We start from the raw sequence: 17,429 nt of genomic DNA, 5'->3' as shown, positions 1-17,429 counted from the left end.
TGCGTGCCGGATCTGACGCTCGTATTCCTCAGCGCCCCGGCGAGTGTTGATAGGCGATGCCTTGCGCACGCGCTCAACCCTCCCGCTCGGGTGCTGATACTTGACGTCGATCCACCACGCTTCCTGCACCTTGCCCTCCTTGGTCTTCCACTTCCGCAGTCTGACGCTCATGGTTTCTTTCCAAGCGCGGGACTGCTGTTACCCGGCGTCCAGGATAGCAGAACGCTCCGGCGAAGTCGGACAGATCGACCGATGTGGAGAACTCCTGGCACCTCGCCGCGCCGGATCGACTCATAGAGCGTTTTCCGGTTCACGCGCAGGAGAACGGCGGCTTCGTCCACGGTAAGGAATTCAGGCGCACTGGAATCAGACCCTGGGGGCGTGGGCAGGCTTGGAGCTGGCGAAATGGTGGGCGTTTCCACAGCGCCTAAATGTGTGCGGATTCTTGGCGTGGCTCAGGCAGGCAGCGGCAGCGGGATGGCGGGTGTCAACCGTCAAGCGTCAATTGGGCTGTTCCAACAATCCTATAGCCGTATACCTCGCGTGTGTTCATATACCCTCATCTCCTACTCCTACATCAACTTTTCTCTAGGGGGTTTATAGAACAGAGGCTTGACGGCTTGACGGCCGGGGCCGTGCGGTCGGCGACCAACCAAGGGCAGGCGTCAAGCGTCAAGCGTCAAGCGAGAGTTCCCAACATCCTCTAGCCATATATCTCGCGTGTGTTCATATGCCCTCATCTCCTACTCCTACATCAACTTTTCTCTAGGGGGTTTATAGAACAAGGCTTGACGGCTTGACGGCGTGACAACAAAGGGAACCGCGTTGCTGTAGCAGCGAGCAATCTAGTCAGTGATAGGCGCTTATCGGCGCCCCCCATGCCGTGCCATCCCATGAGGCCCCCCCGGTTCGGATTTCCGGAGCGCCGTCACTTGGAACCTTGCTCGGAGGTCGCACACGCTCAGAAAATTTCCAAAAAAACTCGCGGGCGCGGTTGGGTTTTGCCGTCCGCACCCCCTGAAATCTTGCCGAAACGACCCCCATAACCGGATGGATGCCGCTGCGTCGGCTACGGGCAGAGCAGGCAAACCCCGGCACGCTCCACGGTCCCCGAGGTGCCGCTGCCCGCCCCTGGCACCGCACTCACCCGAGCGTCGGCTGCCGCGCACCTGGAGCCCCTCCACAGGCCCGCCGTGCGGTCTCTCGCGTCTGGTGGCTCCAATGCCCGGCTTTTGCCCGGCCAGCAACCAAGCGCGCCCCAACAGACTCCGACGCCTTCCGCTGGCAGCTCGGCAGAAGTGAGCGCCGACGCCGTTAGCGGCGAATGAGCCACAGACAAAAACCGCACCCATTTACCGGGAGGAATGAAGAAGCCGATCACACGATCCCTTCAGCTTGCAGCCGTTCGGAAGGATGCGGCTGCGCTGACCGCCGTCGAGGCTGGGAGCGGTCAACGTGTCTATACGTTCAAGGCGAGTGACGGCGACTTCGATCGCTACTCGGATCGCCTGAGGGTGAAGGGTTGGCGCGTCGAGGGCTACAACGCGAACGGCGTCGTTCTGTTCAATCACGACGACGGCGCGCAGGCAGCGAGCACGGGAGCCGAGCCCGCGCTGCCCATTGGTAAGGGGCGCGTCTACGTCGAGGGCGACGCCCTGATGATCGACATCGTCTTTGACGACGAAGACGACTTCGCGCGCAAGGTCGAGCGCAAGGTCGCGAAGGGCATTCTTAACGCTGCCAGCGTTCGTTACCTCATGCTGCCGGGGCAGTACCGGCAGAACGAGCGCGGCGGCTTCGACTGTGACGCGCAGGAATTGCTCGAAGTCTCGATCGTGACGATCCCGGGGAACGCTCGCGCCTTGCGCGCGAAGTCTCTCGACGGCGAGGGCGACGACATCGTCGAGCGTATCGCGCAGCGGGTTGTCGAGCTGCTCGCCAAGCGCGGCGATGACGTGCCGACGGACGACGAGGACACGAAGCCTGACGCGGGTGAACGACCCCCCGCTAACGAGAGCAAGCCCGAGCCGGGCGAGCCGTCGTCTGACGATCCGCCAACGGAAGACGACGAGGACAAAACCAAGCCGAAGAACTTCGACGCGCCCGAGGCCGCGAAGCAATTCGTCGAGGCGTTCAAGCAACACATCCAAGGAGTGTGAAAAGATGAATCGCCAGCAAATCGCAGACATGGTCAAGGCGCTTGGTCCGGAGGTCGCGCGGGAGCTGAGCGATGCCGCCTCCCGAAGCGCCCCTGGCCGCATGGGTACAAACAGGGCGATGCGCGAGGGCAGCGTCTACGCGAGCGTCGCGAACTTTGGCGCGTTCACGAAGAGCGTCATCGCCGTGGGTCGCCACACGGGCGCGTCCGAGCTGATCAACGCCGCGAAGCGCTTCGGCAATGCCGACGTGCAGAAGGCGGTTCAGCTCAGCAAGTTCGACTCGGCGGGCGTGCTCGTGCCCGTCCAGCAGAGCGGCGAGGTGATCGAGTTCCTGCGGCCCGAGGCGGCCCTGCTCAAGCTCGGCGTGCGAACCCAGCCGTTCAAGGGCGAGTTGCACATGGGCAGGCAGACCGGAACTTCTGACTTCAAATGGGTTGGCGAGGGGGAGACTGTCCCGAGGAGCGCGCCGAAGTACGGGAAGCTCGTGCTCAAGGCGCACAAGGGGATGGTCCTCACCGACGTCAGCAACGATCTCCTGCGCACTCCCGGGGTCGGCGACGCGGGCGTCGGTGAGGACATCCGCGCGACGGTGGCCGATGGTCTGGACGAAGCCGGGTTCAACGGCGACGGGACCGGGGCCGCTCCGAAGGGGCTCTTCGCTCAGCTCGACGGCGGGAACACTTTCGCAAACACTGGCACGACCGCGGCTGCCTACCTGGCCGACATCGACAAGGCGGTCGAGCTGCCGTTGACCGCGCATGTTCGCATGGGCGCGGCTGCGTGGGCGATCCACCCGACCCGGGCGACTGCGCTGATGCAGCTCAAGGACACGGGCATCTTCATCTTCCGTCAGGAGATGCTCGACAAGGGCACGATCCGGGGCTTCCCCTTCGTGATGACGACGCGCGTCCCCGTGACGAAGATCGTCTTCTCGGCGGACTGGCGGCAATTCATTTACGGGATCGACGAGGATCTGGTCCTCTCCGAGCACGACACCCGCGCCGAGCACGACGAGACGACCATCCGCGCGATCGTGAAGGGCGACTTCAAGCTGCGCCAGCCGAAGGCGTTCAGCTCGATCACCTACTAACCCGACGGGCTGGCATCGAGTCCAGGAGACGGGCACATGCACGGGCCCCGACGCCCCGTAGACGTCGAGGCCCGCTTGCTCGTGGCTCGTGGAGCCCGGCATTTAATCGTGCGCTCTAGCGGGGGGCTGCCTGGAGACACTCCCCAACCGGATGGATGCCGCTGCGTCGGCTACGGGCAGAGCAGGCAAACCCCGGCACGCTCCACCGCCCCCGGTGCCGGTGCTCGCGTGCGGGTGCCTTCCCACAGCTCCGCTCGTCGATTGCTGTTCCCCTGGAGCCCGCCAGAGGCCCGCCGTGCCGTTTCTCGCGTCCAGGTGGCCCCAACGGCCCCGGCACCCCGGCTGCGGCGCTACTGGAGCCCGCCACGGCCCCGGCTAAGCCCTGCTCGTGCCCCCGTGCCGCTGGACCCCGGGCTTCGGCAGCCGTTCCCCACTGGAGCCCGCCACGGCCCACCCGTGCCGTTTCTCGCGTCCAGGTGAACTCGAGCCCCACGGCGGCGGCTGCGGCGCTACTGGAGCCCGCCACGGCCCCACGTTCGCACCGTGGCTGTCTCTCCTCGGGTGCCGCTTACCGGCCCGAGCTGCTGGTGCGTGCGGCAGCGCTGGTGTGTTCCACGTTGGCCCGTGTCCTCCCCAAGCGTCCGAGCTTCGACAGCCGCGCTGCTGGCAGCTCCAACGCGCCCGAGCTGCTGGTGCGTAAGCAAGGGCGCCAGGTGCCCGTTCCCCCCTTGCCCGAGACGCTGGAGCCATTCCACCATGCTGGCGCATTGACTGCTGGTGCTGCTCTACAATCCGACTTTAGCGCCCTAGCAACTCCGCTGGATCCTCATCAGAGAGCCTATCCGTCTACACGCTCTGATCTCAGATTTTTTCGGGCCGATATCAATCATTGCCCAAACTTCGCACCAACTCACCTACTGATTCGAGGTTCACGAGCTTCCGCAACATCTCAAGATTTCTATCCGCAAGCCCTTTCCTGATCCAAGGCTTCCCCGTTTTGGCGGGATGCCCCAAGCCTTTCAGAATCGCGAATGGCGGGTCTGGATTCTTCTCCAAATACCAAGACATGAAATAATACGCGATATGCCCGCACGGAATCACGAGCTTGAACCGATCCCGATGTGGGTGAAAACGGTTACAGAAATCTTTGTACAAATTTTTCTGGGCCCTCTCCTGTGCTGGGGGGGTGAACTTAATTTTCGCATCGAGGTCATTGATGGGCTTCTTTTCGAGGGCTCTCTTCACGCCTTCGAGTGTCTTCATGTTTCTGGGTAAGGTCAGTGAGTTGTCCAGGTATGCACTCTGCTGAAGTGGTCGCTGGGATACATTCATTACAGCTATGTGGGACAGGTCCGGAATGCCCAGGAGTTTCGCAATCTGCGGATGCTCAATCAAGAGCGTGAGCGGGATGTCGGTACGACCCAATACGGCATATGACAAGTTTCGTCCTGCTTCCCCGCAGGCCGGGTATCCATGTTTAACTTCATCGGTATGCACAGATTCAAGCAGGAATGCGACGATCGCGCCTTCGCGCACAAGATCGACAACGATGTCAGTTTTAGGCACTGGCGGTGTATATGGCGGCATCACGAGCATGACTCCTCCTCCAGCCCAGTAAGGCAAGCTTGACTGAAATATTCAACCGAAATCCGTTATGAGTTGTGGGCTTAAATGCCGGAACGCGCCACTGGTATTTCCCAATAATGCCGGAGTTTGGTGCCGCCATCCGATGCCCTCTATCCATCCATCTACTGTGCCCGAGTTTCGGCTGCTGTTTTCCTGGTGCCCGCTATCGAGCCCGAGAGTAGGCTGCCGGTAACCGTTCACCAGCTCAGGCGGCGAGAGCGAGCTGAGGTACGGGCGCGGTGGGTAGGAGCGAAGGCCCGCGCAGGCCGCGGCGGTGCGCGGCGAGGGTGTCAGTCAGGAAGGCGAGCACGTCACGGCCCTGCAGCTTGAGGGTGGTAGTGGCAGTGAAGATGCGCTCCACGAAGCGGCTGCCCTCCTCGCTCTGCGTGCCGAAGGACGTCTTCCTGTACATGACGGCGTGCCGGATGCAGCGCTCGCCGAAGTTGTTGGTGGGCTCCAGGCCCGGCACATCGACAAACGTCCAGAGGCACTTCTCCCACTGGAGGATTTCCCGAGCCATGCCGGCCGTCTTCTTCTCCGCGCGCCGCGCCGCCTTGCGCAGCAGTTGGCCGACTGTGCGTTCCACACCGCGCATGCGCTCTTCGAAATGCTCGCGTGTCATGGTGCCGTCGCGCACGCGGTGGTACCACTTGAAGAAGCGGTTGCGCTCACGCATGAGTTCTCGGCCTATCCGCCCGCCCCGTCCCCCCCTGTCAATGAAGCCCTGGAAGTCGCGTGTGAGGTGTGCCCAGCACAGCTGCCGCAGCCCCGGGTCCACCCACTCGTAGGCGCTCCACCTGTCGGTGGTGAGAAAGCCAGCGAAGTCCGCGCCGAGTAAATGGCGGGCGACCTTGCCACTGCGGCTTGTGGCGATGTGAAACACCACCACCAGAGCGGTGGCCGCCACCCACAGCCAAGCGCGAGCGGCCCGGCCGCCCTCTCGTCCCTGCACAAACCCCGTCTCATCGGCGTTGGCCGCCTCCGAGGCCCGCACGTAGTCGAGGGCTTCGGCCGCCGCTGGCGCGAGCGCCTGCGACATCTCGCCCTCCAGGTTGCTGACGCTGCCCACCGACAACTCCACACCCAGCATGTCCGACAAGGCGTCCTTCACCAGCCGCTTGGACAGGCGGTACTTGCCCACCAACAACGAGGCGAGCGCCGCGAGCCTGTCACCGAAGACGCTGCGCGCGTGCGCTGGCACCTCCCCGCGAGTCACCACCTCACAGTCAGGGCACTGCAGTGCATGGCAGCGGTACTCGGTGACAATGGCCGACAGGGGCGGCACCTCCACCACCTGGTGCCGCCGGGGCGCGGTGTCCTGCCCATGCAGTCGTCGCTTGCAACCCCCGCACTCCTTGGGCACCAACTCCACGACGTGCTGCACGTCCTCGGGGGGCAGCAGCGCGCGCTCGTGCTTCTTGTGGCCGGGCTGTCCACCGGGTCTCCGGCCCGTGGGCTTCTTGGGCTGGCGCGGGGTGCCGGGTGCGTCCGAGGAGGGCGGCTTCGAGGAGTTGCTCGAGTTCTGGTTGAGCCGCGCTTCCAGCTCCGCCACGCGCGCCGTCAGCGCCTCCACCTTCGCCATCAGCCCGGCGATGACCTCATCGCGCGCAGCCACTTGCGCTTCCAACTCCGCGATGCGCGCGTCTCGGGCATCCACCTCCACCATGCCCTGGCTACACCACGCCAGACGTCCTCTTGTCCAGCACCACGTTTCCGGTCACGTCGTGCCCGGCTTCTCTTCAACCAAGCCAATGCGGTGAACGGTTACGGCTGCCGGTGTCCCGCGTCCGACGCCGCCCGGGTTACTGGTGCCCTCTACGGCACGAGCTGTCACAGCTCCGCTATATGAGCCGCACCAAAGCTGGAGGAGGCCGCACCCGAGCAGGAGAGGACCGCGCCCGGTTGCTGGCGCCTTCGCCGTGTCCCGTCCCTGCGCGCCGCCCTGTACCCTAGACTCGCCTCGCTCGGCGGCTGTGCTTTCGATCCTCAACACTCCTCATTGACGCCTTCCGTGGCCCGAGCTGCCCCAGCTCGCCTGCTTCGCTGCTGCCGCGTTCTGAATCTCGCGCCCTGCCTCGCACCCTTCACGGCGCCCCGCTGCTCGTAGGTCCGGCTCTGTAATCACAGGCCACCTCGAACCCCGCGCGTGAGTACACAGCAGCCCCGCTCCGCGACGAGTCCGGTAAAGGCACATGCCGCGCACAGTGGCCGGAATAACCCATACACGCGGGGAAAAAATCTGTACTGATTTCCCCGATTCGGGCCTAAACGCGCAATCTCTGCAATATTTGTTTCGGACCTATTCGGTAGTCCTGGGCTTCCACTGTTCACATGACTGTGTTACCTATCCAGGCGTTTCGCAGCCTTACTAACTACCGCGCTGGAGGTGCCCCGTGCCGAGCGAGCCGCGTTCGCTTCGGAAGTGGATTCGTGTTGCCTGCCTTTCGGTTCATGCCCCGCTGAGCTTGCTTGCAGTGCTGGCGCTGCTCGCGTCCGGCCCGGTCGCGTGCGCGAGCCGTCCTCCCCCCGATGCGCTCGCCGCTACCCGTGACGCGCTGGCGGGCCTGGATGAGTTCGGCGCGCTGCTGCTGGGGGCCGGGCTGCCTGTTGAAGCCATCCACCAGGGGCGCAGCGTGTCGCCTGTGCAGGCCAAGCGGCTGCGGCGCTACTTCACGATCCTGCCCTACCTCCCCCAGCACTACGCGCCCCGGGTCGTTGCCGACGAGCTGCTGCGCTACGTCGAGCGGCACGGACAAGGGCTGTCCCGCTGGGACCTGAGCCGGATGGTTCAGGAGTACCGGAGACTTTTCCTTCTCCGTCAGGATGGCTTCCTCGCGGCAGCGCTTACCGGCGAGCCCGTGCGATGGGTTGGCCCGGTGGAGGTGCGCGACGACAGGGCGGGCGCGGGTGCGTTTGAAATCGGCGAGTTCTACACGCGCAGCGACGGCGAGAGCTGGCGGCGTGCAGACCGTCCCGGTCTCGACAAGCTGTAGGGCCTCGTGAGGAGAACGCATCATGGCAGACAGCTCCGGCCCGCGCCTTCGCTTCGATTTCGAGGGCTTCCATTACGAGGTTTACGGCACCCAGGTTGATCACCGGGATTACGACAAGCTTCTTCTCGCTTGGAAGCAGCCCCTTAGCGGCGGGGCTCGTTCGCAAGTCATTCTGAAGCCTATGCAGTTGTCATCGGATTACGAGCGGAGCGAGCGGGCATGGGAAGAGGTGCAGCTCGCGTCGCACCTGGAGCACCCGGGCATCGCCAAGGTTTACGGCTTCGCGGTGCATGCCGATGTTCCCTATGTCGTCACCGAGCACATGCGCGGTTGCTATCTCCTGACGGCGATGGACTTCGCTTTGCTGGTGGGGCGCACGCTGTCGCCCCCCTTCGCTGCCTATGTCGCAGCGGAAGTGGCGGGCGCGCTTGCTTATGCACATGTGCGCAGTGACAGCGCGGGCCAACCGCTGCACATCATCCACCGTGCCGTGGGGCCCATGCGGATCCGCCTCGGGTTTGATGGCCGGGTCAAGCTCGTGAACTTCGGCGCGGCGTACTCCGAGCTGCGCGACCGCTTACAGACGCCGCCCGGCCTGCTGCGCGGCGATCCGGCCTACTGTGCGCCCGAGATTCTGCGAGCTGCGATGGAGTTCACCGGGCGCCGGGTCGACCCGCTAATCGCGGGAGCCATTGACGGCAGAGCGGACGTTTTCTCTCTCGGGCTCGTGCTGCTGGAAATGCTGCTGGCTGAATACCCGCTCGATCCGAGTGATGTGCCTGTGCAAAGCACTCCGAAAGGGTTCGCGTCCCGTGTGCGAGCTGAGCGGAGCGCGCAGCTAAGCCTGGACGTGTTGGCTTACCGGCTGCTGCGCTTCGATCCTGCGGAAGCCGAGCGTCGGCTTGAGTTCGCACCCGGTCCCTTGCGGTCCATTGTCCGGCGTGCGCTTCAACCGGAGCCCTCCGTACGCTATGGGGCCGCCGAAATGCGCGAAGAGCTGCTCGTGTACCTCGGGACTGTAGATCCGCCTGTCGTCCCTGCCGCGATCGCCGAAGAGCTGAAGGCGATTTTCGATGCTGCCGCGAGGGTCAAGCGGCTGACGGCAAACCCCATCGAGCGAACGGCGCTGTCGCCGGACGAGCAGGGAGACTAGCGCCAATGAATCAAAAGCCTGTCACACGGTCGTCCGAGAAGGATCCGCTGAGCGTCCAGATTGGAAGCGCGGCGCGCAAGGCTCGAATGACGTTGAAACTGTCGCAGGAGGAAGCAGCCGAGCGCGTCGGCGTTGCGACGGAAGTCTATGGGCGGTGGGAGCGAGGCGACCTTCGCCCGAGCACCCCGACGCTTATAAAGCTCAGCAAGGCGCTCGGGACTTCTGTCGACACGTTGATCGGGCTCGCTGGCGAGAGGAAGGCGACGACACCCAAGATAACCGAACCAACGCCCGACCCCATGCCGCGAGAGTTTCGGCGGCTCCGCCGCACGTTGCGAACAATGGATAAGCTCCAGATTGCCACCTTCACGCGCATGGCTGCTGTACTCGTGACGCATAAGCGGCGGCGGCAGGGGTCCCTACGCAAGGCACACGCGGCAACGACCTGATAGAAAAGCTCTATGGATGATGACCTTCTGCAAAAGACCATCGGAGAGGCAGCCCGAACGGCACGCGAGGGGCTCGGGCTCACGCAGGCCCAAGTGGCGCAAAAGGCTGGCATGAGTGCGCAGGTCTATGGACGGATCGAGCGCGGCGGAATGATGCCGAGCGTTCCGGCACTCCGACGGCTCGCGGCTGCGTTGGGTGTGTCGCCTGCTGTGCTGCTGGATATGAGCCCGCGCGAGGTGCCGTCATCGGGTAACGACCTGTCACCCGAGACGCGAAGGGTCGTAGGGCTCCTGCGGACCTGGCCCGAGTACAAGGTGGCCATCGGGCGCGAGCTGCTGCTGGTCCTCGACGCTGCGCCGATGCGTGAGGAATAGAGAACCGTCTCGGATTAGGGACTGGGGCGGCGGGTGGGGCGACCGACTTGGAGCGGTCGCCACCTTGGAGGGGTCCACCTGCCGCCCCGGTCCCGCTGTCTGAGCCGTATCCCTGCGGTTATGCTACGCTCCCCCATCTAGGAGGTGAGGTAGAGCGTGGGACTGACACTCAGGCACCCGGACATCGACGAGATGATCGGGGACTACAAGATCGTGGGGCTTTTGGGCGCGGGGGGCCTCGGGATCGTCTACAAGGTCGAGCGCGGGGGCCGCTTTTTTGCGTTGAAGCTCCTCTTGGTCTCCACGCTGGACGGAAGGGGCAAGCGTGAGATCGGCATTCTCATTCACCTGGAGAACCCCGGCGTTGTCCGCTACGTGGGCTCGGATTTCTGGCCCGACCCGGTTATCGGCCATCCCTATATCGTGATGGAATTCGTGCCGGGCGACACACTTTTTGCGTTTGCCTACAACCAAAACCCATCGGCGCGGAAGGCTACGCGCATCGTCCTGGACGCGGCGTTGACGCTTGGGGCGGTACACGCGGCGGGCGTGTTTCACCGTGACGTGAAGCCTGAGAACATTCTCATTCGGGAAGGGAGCGAGAGGCCGATCTTGATTGATTTCGGAATTGGTTCTCTTGCCAGTGCCCCGACTGTCACCGGCTCGCAGCTCCCACCGGGGACAGAGGAGTTCCGATCCCCTGAACAGATCCGGTTCCAGCGCGCCAACCCGGACGGCGCGGGTCAATACGAGTATGGGCCGACCGACGAGATGTGGGCGTTGGGGGTGACTTATTACTGGCTGCTTACGGATGTGTTTCCCTTTGGCGAGCGGACGGATCCGGGGGGGCTGGACGGGCTGCGCGAGCGCATCTTGAGCCATCGGCCCGAAGCGCCGCACGTCGTGAACCCCCAAGTGCCGCTGGCAGCCTCGCTGCTGTGCATGAGGATGCTTGCTGAGCGACCGGAGGATCGTTTCCCGGTGGTTGCGACGCTGTGCGCGGCTTTGAATGAGTCCCTGTCCAACGCTAAGAACGACGCCACCTGGGATCCGCCGCTCGGGGACCCGGACGATCCGCAGCTCACAACCACGGTCGAGGACCCGGAACGGCAGGAGGCGAGCGAGCAGCGGCGCGCTTTTCTAAGGGCGGTGAAGCGGCGCCCCCGGCGCGGGCGGCCTCTGCCGAAAAGGGACCGGGTGTTCTTCCTGCCCGAGCAGATGGCAGCCCCGAAGGTTCCGGCAGCAGCCGCAAACCCGGACGAGATCCCCACGGTGGACGCGCCCGGCGCGGCACCGGCCCCGGCAGAGCAAGAGCTGCCCGTTGAGAGCGCCCCAGTGCCGCCAGCTCGCGAACTCGAGCCTGCCGCCGCAGCTCCCCACCCGCGCCGCGCCGCGTGGCGTCTAGGGCTCGCTGGGGCCGTGCTGCTGGTGGCCGTCGTTGTCCTGTCCGTGGGCGCGAACCTGGGGGGACCTGGCTCTTCAATCCGCACCAGCGAGGCACGGCCCGAGCTGCCGCTACCGTCCACGTCCCCCGCCACCAGCGCAACCGATGCAGGCGTGCGCGGTCGTGAAGTGGCGTCCGATGCAAAGGCGCTGGAATCTCTCGCCGGAGGAGACGCGGCACCCGTTGGGGCTCAACTTCCCGCGTCTACCGCTAACGCTATGGCTCGCACGTCCGCTCAGACGCCCAAGAACGAAACGACGAAAACGCAGACGCAAGGTGCAGGGTTCCGCCTGCCGGTGAAGCCCGCAGCCGTGGCGGTCTGTGCGCTGCTCGACGGGGGATGCACCGCGCCCGCCTCCCAGGTGCGCCCCGAGCCCCCCGCGATTTCCTGCCCCGAGGGTTGGCAGGAGACCCACCAGAGGCTTCACTTCGAGTCACGGGGGTTTGCCACGTTGAAGGGGTACAAGCACGAGCCCGGCGAGGTGGCCAGGGTCAAAGGCGGTCCCGCTACCCTCCGAGTGGACGCGCCGGGGTTGCCCGAGAACACGCTGCTTCTTGGCAAGTTGCAGCTTGGGGAGGATCGCCTCTTCGGCACCTTCACCCAGGCGCAGATTCCCGGCGCGGGGACTGTGCCCGTGTGTCTGGTCATTGGCCTGGATACCGAAGCGACGTTCATTGACGAACGCGGCAAGAATTACGATTGCGGCCCTGGATTGGGCGTCTGCCTCGACCCAGGAAGCAAGCCCGGAAATGCCAAGGTATACCCGCGCTTTCAACTCAACTGGCCGACCGAATACTAGGTGTTGCCCCGCTCTTTGGAGGTTGAGCTTCCGTGCTGCCCTCTTCTCCCGCTGCCGTCCTGGTGGTCTCCCTGCTCGCTGGTGCTGCGCAAGCCGCAGAACTGCCCCCCGTCGCCCGCTGCGCAGCGACCGCTCGTTTTGACTTGGCGGCAGGCTCCCCGGAAGGAGCGCCGGAAGTGTGCGCTAGCGCGGACGAGCCTACAGCGTTTGTCTTTGACTCTCGCGTCGCTGTGGGGGCGGTGGAGTTTCAGCCAGGGGGGCGCCTCGCGGATTGGGCACTCGGGCAAGAGGGGCTGAGCCTACACGTCATTCCCAAGGGGGATTATCTGCCGGGGGAGCGGGTAAAGGTGACGGTGTGCTTCGCGGATGGCGCGGCACCGGCGAGCGCGAGCTTTTGGCTCGTGGGCCATGCGTCCAAGGGGACGCGGCGGGTGGAGGTGTTCCGCAAGCCGCGCTCGCCAGACGTATGCGAGAAAGAGCGCGACGAAGCACAGGCCGAAGCGCGCCAGTGCCAAGAGGACAAAGCGCGGCTTCTGGCCGAGCGTCAGGAGCCGGGCGGGCTCATGGGGGCCGCATGGCTGGAGCGGGCCGGGACCCTCGCGTCGAAGAAGCTCTTCGGGTCGGTGAGGGAGCTGCCGGGAAACGCGCTCGGGTTGGAAGCGACCACGAGTTCCAGCTACACGCTCAGCGACAAGACCCGCCCGGTGAGCGTGGCTGCGCGACTGAGCCTCAAGAACCCCGGCGCTGAGCCCTGGACGCTCGCGGGGGCGGCGCTGGTGGACAAGGCGGGGGAAGAGGTGGAGCTTGCCCGGTGGCAAGAGGCGCCCATTCCCGCGAATGGGGCCGGTGCCGTCGTGGTGGGCATCGAGGGGGAGCGCGCGCAGCTCGGCTGCCCCTGCACCCTCAAGCTGTGGGAGGCAACCGGGCCGCGCACCGTCACCCTTGGGAACGTCACGTTCCCCGAGGGCAAAGCGAAGGGGCCCTGAGCACGGCCAGCGCGAGCCGTTTATGTTCCCCCAATGTGCCCCTTCGGCGCTTCTGCCCGGAACGGCTTGGAGCCTAGCGCACGGGCAGGTCGAGCTGCTGCCCGGCGCTCTCCCGGGCCTCGGGCGCGAGGTGGGCGTACCGCATGGACATCTCGATGGTCGCATGGCCCATCAGCGCCTGGATGACCTTGAGCGGGACACCCCGCATGGCGAGGTGGCTGCTGTAGATGTGACGCAGGTCGTGCTAGCCGATGTGCCCCTGCTCGCGGCTGATGCCCGCCCGCCGCAGCGCGCGCTGTAGCGGCAACTTCATCAGGCCATCGGTGAGCGGCTTGCCGTCCTCCAGGCAGAACACGTAAGGGCCGCGCAGGTGCCGGTGTCCCTTGAGTGCGTCCACCGCCGAGACCGGCAGGTCCACTGTCCGCTCGCACTCGCCCCTGGGGGAGCCCGTCACCCCGCGCCAGATGGTGCGCCGGACGCTGCGGTTTCCCACAAGCCCCGCTTGTTGTACAAATTGATCTCCTGATGCGTATACGAGGCCCCTATGGAAACCACTGATTCGCCGTTCGCCAATCTCAACAACGTCCAGGGCCCGCTCGACCGTGTGAAGATCCTTCAAGAGTTGGAGCGATGGAAGAAACTTCCTCCCGCGAATGTCACACCCGTTATCTTGGCGGATCTGATCGGGCTTCACTTGGGCGTTAACGACGAAGGTGGAAGCTCCTGGGGAACAAGGTATGGCCCCTGGGCAACTTTCGTGCGGGGAAACACGAATATTGAAGTTCCATCAAGGGACGAGTTAGCGCCTGAGATGGTGGACGTGTGGGAACAGCGAGCCCATGCAGCTCTCCATCCGGTGCTGCGTCATAGATATGCCGACTTGGTTTGGGACCTCAGCCAGCTAGTTCGAGGAGGTCGACCTTCCGTTGAGTTTGCCCGCTTGGCGATCGACGCGGCCATCGAAGGCCTTCGGACACGAGTGCTCGGCCGCACGGTTGAGGCGTACAACTACGCTGACCGTGCCCTTGATCTCGCAACCTCCATCAATGATCCCAGCCGTGCTGAATCCGTTGAAAGGGCTCTGCTTGAATACGAGCGCGCTTCCGCGCGAGATAGCCTTGCCGGAACCTGGGGCAAGAGCTTGGACCTGATCCTTGAGGGCCGATCAAAGCTTACTGAAGCTGAACAGACGTCAGTAATCGGTGACATGGAACGCCGTCTTGAGCGCTTGGCTGCTCTAGTGCCTCCAGAGTTGAATCCACACAACGTGGAAGCTGCTGCCATCCGTTTAGCCAAGTACTTCCAAAAGAATCGTCGGGACGCTGACGCAGCAAGAGTTGTGCGCGTTTATGCAGCGGCGTTCAGAGCGGCAAGCAAGGCTGCGCAAGGAATGGTCGCGACCAGCTGGCTAGAGAAAGTCCACGCCGTGCTTGAGCAGTATGGCCTGAAGACCGATGCGGACGCGCTCGTTCCAGAGCTGCGCGAGCACGGCAAGCGCTCTGTTGCCGAGTTGACGAGTTACAGCACGACCGCAACCTTCTCGGAAGAACAAATGGCCGCTTTCGTGAACAAATTGCTCGCAGGGGACGCGGATACGGCTCTTTTGCGGCTTACGGTACACTTCGTTCCGGACAGGGACAAGTCCGAAAAGAAGGTGCGGGAGATTGCCAAGCAAGCTGTGCTCTCCTCAATGGCCTCCAAGAAGATCATCGACGATGATGGAAGGACAATCGCCGTCATCGGCTCAGTTGAAGACGATATCGATGGCAATGTGATTCAGCATATTTCGCAGAATTTGCGAATCAGTTCGATTTTCCTGCGATTCTCGCTAGAGGAGGCAATACGCCGTATCCCGCTCAACGTGCAATCCATGATGGAGCGCTTTCGCAGTTCGCCCGTGTTCGAGGAGGATATGCTTCCGCTCGTTGAGGAAGGACTGCGGCACTACTTCGATGGGCACTACGCAGCTGCGATGCATATGCTGACTCCTCAGATTGAGGCCGCAGTCAGGCGATTGGCCACCCTTGCGGGAGCGAACATCTACAAGCGAAACCGCAACAGCAAATTGTTGGAACTGCGCCTGCTTCACGATCTCTTGCTCGATGAGCACGTTGTCGGAGCCCTCACGCCCAACGTCGCGCTGTACCTCCGGATTCTTCTGGTAGATCAGCGGGGATGGAATCTGAGGAACGAGTTGTGCCATGGCCACTTGAAGGCGGGCTACTTCACGCCCGCGCTCGCAGATCGGGTTCTGCATGCATTGATGTTGTTCTTCATAAGATTCGAGGAGAAGAAGAGCGACGCTGGCACAACAGACTAACAGCAACCTATCTCTACCCGGTGCGCGAGGTTTCTGGGGAACTGGAGGCCCAACGCCTAGAAAAGATGGGAGCGCTTTTGAGAGTGGCGCGGGTTCACCAAGCCGAGGAATACCGTTGGCGGGGGCGCGCCAAGGGCTGTGCCCCGGGCCGCTGGAGCGACCATGCAGCCGCTTGGAGCACACGGCTGCCCAAGGCGGTCCACCCAGGCGGCAGGCAGCAGGGGCATGAGATTGAGGGACACAGTGCCTCCGCCGGTACGCCCACCTACGCTCCTCCCCCTGCCTCTTCCAGTTCCACCTCGCCAGGGCACACGCTCCTGTCAGTCTCCCACGAGCTTCTCGTGAGCCCTGGGAGTCCGGGGAACTCGGGCCGCTCGCATCCGAGTAGACTTACCCTGTTAGGCCGCATGTGCCCCCAGTGTGCCCCTCCAGCGGGGAAAGGGGCGGAACACGAGGGCACGGGGTGGGATGACGAACCCCAGGAGAATCAAGGCGATAGTGGGTAACAGCGCGTCCTGCTTAGGGTTTTCTATCGCCTTGCTCACGGGTTCGATTCCCGCCGCCTCTACTTATTGACGGGCCTGTCATGGCGCTCCTGTAATCTCGGGTCGTGCTCCCGGCGCGCGGGAGTCGGACCAGGAGGCTCCACATGACGCGCTCGGCGGTCCTGCTGCTGTTCGTGCTCCTCTCAGGGTGCAGCGCCTCAACGAAGGTCGTCGTCCGCTTGGACACAGGCCAGGGTGAGCCCATCGTCCACACTCCGCGCCGCGACGTGGAGCCGGTGTCGGTGAGCGAAAAGGAGTTCAAGAAGGCCGTCGCGCAACATGCTCTCTCCGTGCCTCCAGTGGAGCGGCCCTTGGAGCACGCCCGGCAGGTATTCGGAGTACCCGAGCGAAGCGGCTGGTTCCGGTACGAGGGCAGGAGCCAACGGCTCATGGTCTCGGAGCCGGGGAGCAGCAGGAACCTGCGCCTGTTGCCCGAGGACGAGGAGCTGAAGCGCCGCTACCTGCTGTGGTGCGAGCACACGTGGGGAGGCGGAGATTGCCTGCGCCTGCTGGTGGACAAGCCCTTCCTGGATGGGGATGCCAGGTACGCGCTGGCCATGGCGATTGCCCACAGCAAGGTGCTGGGGGCCATGAAGGAGGAACTCGGGCGATTGGTGAGCCCCCAAGCGGTGGTGGCGACAGTGGTGGGCGGCCTGACCATGTACGCGATCTTGCTCGCACTGCCCGAGCCGGTGAGCAAGGGCCTCGCCGCGCTGATGACGCTGGGGGCCATGACCTACCTGGGATGGGACACGGTGTGGCGGCTGATCGACGGGTGGCTGGTGCTGATGAAGGAAGTGGATGAGGCCGCCACCTTCGACAGCATCTACGCCTCCGGAGAGAAGTTTGGGGACACGATGGGGGAGAAAGCGGCTCGAGCCTTCGTCATGCTGGGCACGGTGGCGCTGGGGAACACGGCTTCGGGGATGGCGGCGACGCTGCCTGAGTTGCCGGGAGCCGGGCAGGCCGCGGTGGTGGCCGAGACGCAGCTGAACATCCGCTTCACAGCCCCAGCACTGGCTCAGGTGGAATCGGTTGTCATCAATGCCGAGGGCGTCACCCTCGCGCTGGCCCCCAACGCAGTCGCCATGGCGGCTCGCGACAGTTCAAGCAGCAGCGCCGTAGGAAGATTCAGAGCAGGAGCTTACGGTGAGCTCAAGAATGCTGGCATCAAGGACGCTCACCATGTGATTCAAGATGCCGCCGTTCGAGAGCTGCCCGGATATGACAGTCGCGCGGCCCCTGCTGTTGAACTGAGGGGGCCAGCGACGCGCGTTGGCACTGCACACTATGAAGCGACTCAGGTTCAGCGTCAGGCCGGGGGAGGGACCTATGCCGACGAGCGCAGGATCGCCTATGAGGCCCTGCGACGCGCAGGGCTGTCTCATGAGGAGGCGCAAACGCTTATTGGCCGCGCCGATGACTACTTCAAATCTATCGGCGTCACGCCATCAACACCGACCAGAATCCCCGGCAATCGGTAGGAGGC

General features: G+C 64.1%; 13 protein-coding genes and 2 pseudogenes. 10 read left to right on the top strand and 5 right to left on the bottom strand.

From position 1 onward, the window contains the following. Both ACJ8AN_RS16320 and ACJ8AN_RS16315 read right to left on the bottom strand, forming a co-directional pair. A pseudogene (locus tag ACJ8AN_RS16320) lies at positions 1-171 on the bottom strand (site-specific integrase); the annotation flags it as partial. Continuing rightward, positions 168-341, bottom strand: a complete 174-nt coding sequence (locus ACJ8AN_RS16315; RefSeq protein ID WP_407756285.1) for a helix-turn-helix domain-containing protein — start codon at positions 339-341, stop codon at positions 168-170. The pseudogene ACJ8AN_RS16320 and the gene ACJ8AN_RS16315, both read right to left, overlap by 4 nt. Positions 342-1,364: 1,023 nt before the next feature. Here ACJ8AN_RS16315 and ACJ8AN_RS16310 point away from each other — a divergent pair. Continuing rightward, positions 1,365-2,159, top strand: a complete 795-nt coding sequence (locus ACJ8AN_RS16310; RefSeq protein ID WP_407756284.1) for an HK97 family phage prohead protease — start codon at positions 1,365-1,367, stop codon at positions 2,157-2,159. Between the two features lie 4 nt (positions 2,160-2,163). After that, entirely contained in the window at positions 2,164-3,249 is a 1,086-nt protein-coding gene (locus ACJ8AN_RS16305; protein WP_407756283.1) for a phage major capsid protein, read from the top strand. Between the two features lie 882 nt (positions 3,250-4,131). Here ACJ8AN_RS16305 and ACJ8AN_RS16300 read toward each other — a convergent pair. Next, on the bottom strand, positions 4,132-4,845 hold the full coding sequence (locus ACJ8AN_RS16300) for a hypothetical protein (RefSeq protein ID WP_407756282.1): 714 nt from the start codon (positions 4,843-4,845) through the stop codon (positions 4,132-4,134). Positions 4,846-5,080: 235 nt separating this feature from the next. After that, positions 5,081-6,541 carry an IS66 family transposase gene (gene tnpC / locus ACJ8AN_RS16295; protein ID WP_407756281.1) on the bottom strand — a complete coding sequence of 487 codons (1,461 nt, stop codon included), beginning with the start codon at positions 6,539-6,541 and terminating at the stop codon, positions 5,081-5,083. 727 nt (positions 6,542-7,268) lie between these two features. Between tnpC and ACJ8AN_RS16290 the strand changes: the two genes are divergently transcribed. From ACJ8AN_RS16290 to ACJ8AN_RS16265, 6 genes are all read left to right on the top strand, one after another. Next, positions 7,269-7,868: a hypothetical protein gene (locus ACJ8AN_RS16290; protein ID WP_407756280.1), complete on the top strand. Its 600-nt coding sequence runs from the start codon at positions 7,269-7,271 to the stop codon at positions 7,866-7,868. A gap of 22 nt (positions 7,869-7,890) precedes the next feature. Next, complete coding sequence (locus ACJ8AN_RS16285) at positions 7,891-9,021, top strand: serine/threonine protein kinase (protein WP_407756279.1); 1,131 nt, start codon at positions 7,891-7,893, stop codon at positions 9,019-9,021. Positions 9,022-9,026: 5 nt separating this feature from the next. Further along, positions 9,027-9,470, top strand: a complete 444-nt coding sequence (locus ACJ8AN_RS16280) for a helix-turn-helix domain-containing protein (protein WP_407756278.1) — start codon at positions 9,027-9,029, stop codon at positions 9,468-9,470. A gap of 12 nt (positions 9,471-9,482) precedes the next feature. Then, entirely contained in the window at positions 9,483-9,845 is a 363-nt protein-coding gene (locus ACJ8AN_RS16275) for a helix-turn-helix domain-containing protein (protein WP_407756277.1), read from the top strand. A gap of 156 nt (positions 9,846-10,001) precedes the next feature. Next, positions 10,002-12,089: a serine/threonine-protein kinase gene (locus ACJ8AN_RS16270; protein WP_407756276.1), complete on the top strand. Its 2,088-nt coding sequence runs from the start codon at positions 10,002-10,004 to the stop codon at positions 12,087-12,089. Positions 12,090-12,121: 32 nt separating this feature from the next. Beyond that, on the top strand, positions 12,122-13,075 hold the full coding sequence (locus ACJ8AN_RS16265) for a DUF2381 family protein (protein ID WP_407756275.1): 954 nt from the start codon (positions 12,122-12,124) through the stop codon (positions 13,073-13,075). 73 nt (positions 13,076-13,148) lie between these two features. On the opposite strand, the pseudogene ACJ8AN_RS16260 reads toward ACJ8AN_RS16265, so the two are convergent. Next, a pseudogene (locus ACJ8AN_RS16260) lies at positions 13,149-13,565 on the bottom strand (tyrosine-type recombinase/integrase); the annotation flags it as partial. A 54-nt stretch (positions 13,566-13,619) separates the two neighbouring features. Here ACJ8AN_RS16260 and ACJ8AN_RS16255 point away from each other — a divergent pair. Further along, on the top strand, positions 13,620-15,395 hold the full coding sequence (locus ACJ8AN_RS16255) for a DUF4209 domain-containing protein (RefSeq protein WP_407756274.1): 1,776 nt from the start codon (positions 13,620-13,622) through the stop codon (positions 15,393-15,395). 649 nt (positions 15,396-16,044) lie between these two features. Further along, a complete protein-coding gene (locus tag ACJ8AN_RS16250) occupies positions 16,045-17,424 on the top strand; it encodes a hypothetical protein (protein WP_407756273.1) in 1,380 nt (459 codons plus the stop codon). Positions 17,425-17,429 lie beyond the last annotated feature (5 nt).

It is taken from the genome of Archangium sp. (assembly GCF_045802675.1).
In the GTDB taxonomy this organism is placed as follows: Bacteria; Myxococcota; Myxococcia; order Myxococcales; family Myxococcaceae; genus Archangium.
This window is presented reverse-complemented; position numbering and strand designations above follow the sequence as displayed.

Coding starts and splice junctions, on each gene's coding strand:
- ACJ8AN_RS16310 (WP_407756284.1), top strand. CDS start 1,365: ATGAAGAAGCCGATCACACGATCCCTTCAGCTTGCAGCCGTTCGGAAG.
- ACJ8AN_RS16255 (WP_407756274.1), top strand. CDS start 13,620: ATGGAAACCACTGATTCGCCGTTCGCCAATCTCAACAACGTCCAGGGC.
- ACJ8AN_RS16250 (WP_407756273.1), top strand. CDS start 16,045: ATGACGCGCTCGGCGGTCCTGCTGCTGTTCGTGCTCCTCTCAGGGTGC.
- ACJ8AN_RS16300 (WP_407756282.1), bottom strand. CDS start 4,845: ATGCTCGTGATGCCGCCATATACACCGCCAGTGCCTAAAACTGACATC.
- ACJ8AN_RS16280 (WP_407756278.1), top strand. CDS start 9,027: ATGAATCAAAAGCCTGTCACACGGTCGTCCGAGAAGGATCCGCTGAGC.
- tnpC (WP_407756281.1), bottom strand. CDS start 6,541: ATGGTGGAGGTGGATGCCCGAGACGCGCGCATCGCGGAGTTGGAAGCG.
- ACJ8AN_RS16285 (WP_407756279.1), top strand. CDS start 7,891: ATGGCAGACAGCTCCGGCCCGCGCCTTCGCTTCGATTTCGAGGGCTTC.
- ACJ8AN_RS16305 (WP_407756283.1), top strand. CDS start 2,164: ATGAATCGCCAGCAAATCGCAGACATGGTCAAGGCGCTTGGTCCGGAG.
- ACJ8AN_RS16275 (WP_407756277.1), top strand. CDS start 9,483: ATGGATGATGACCTTCTGCAAAAGACCATCGGAGAGGCAGCCCGAACG.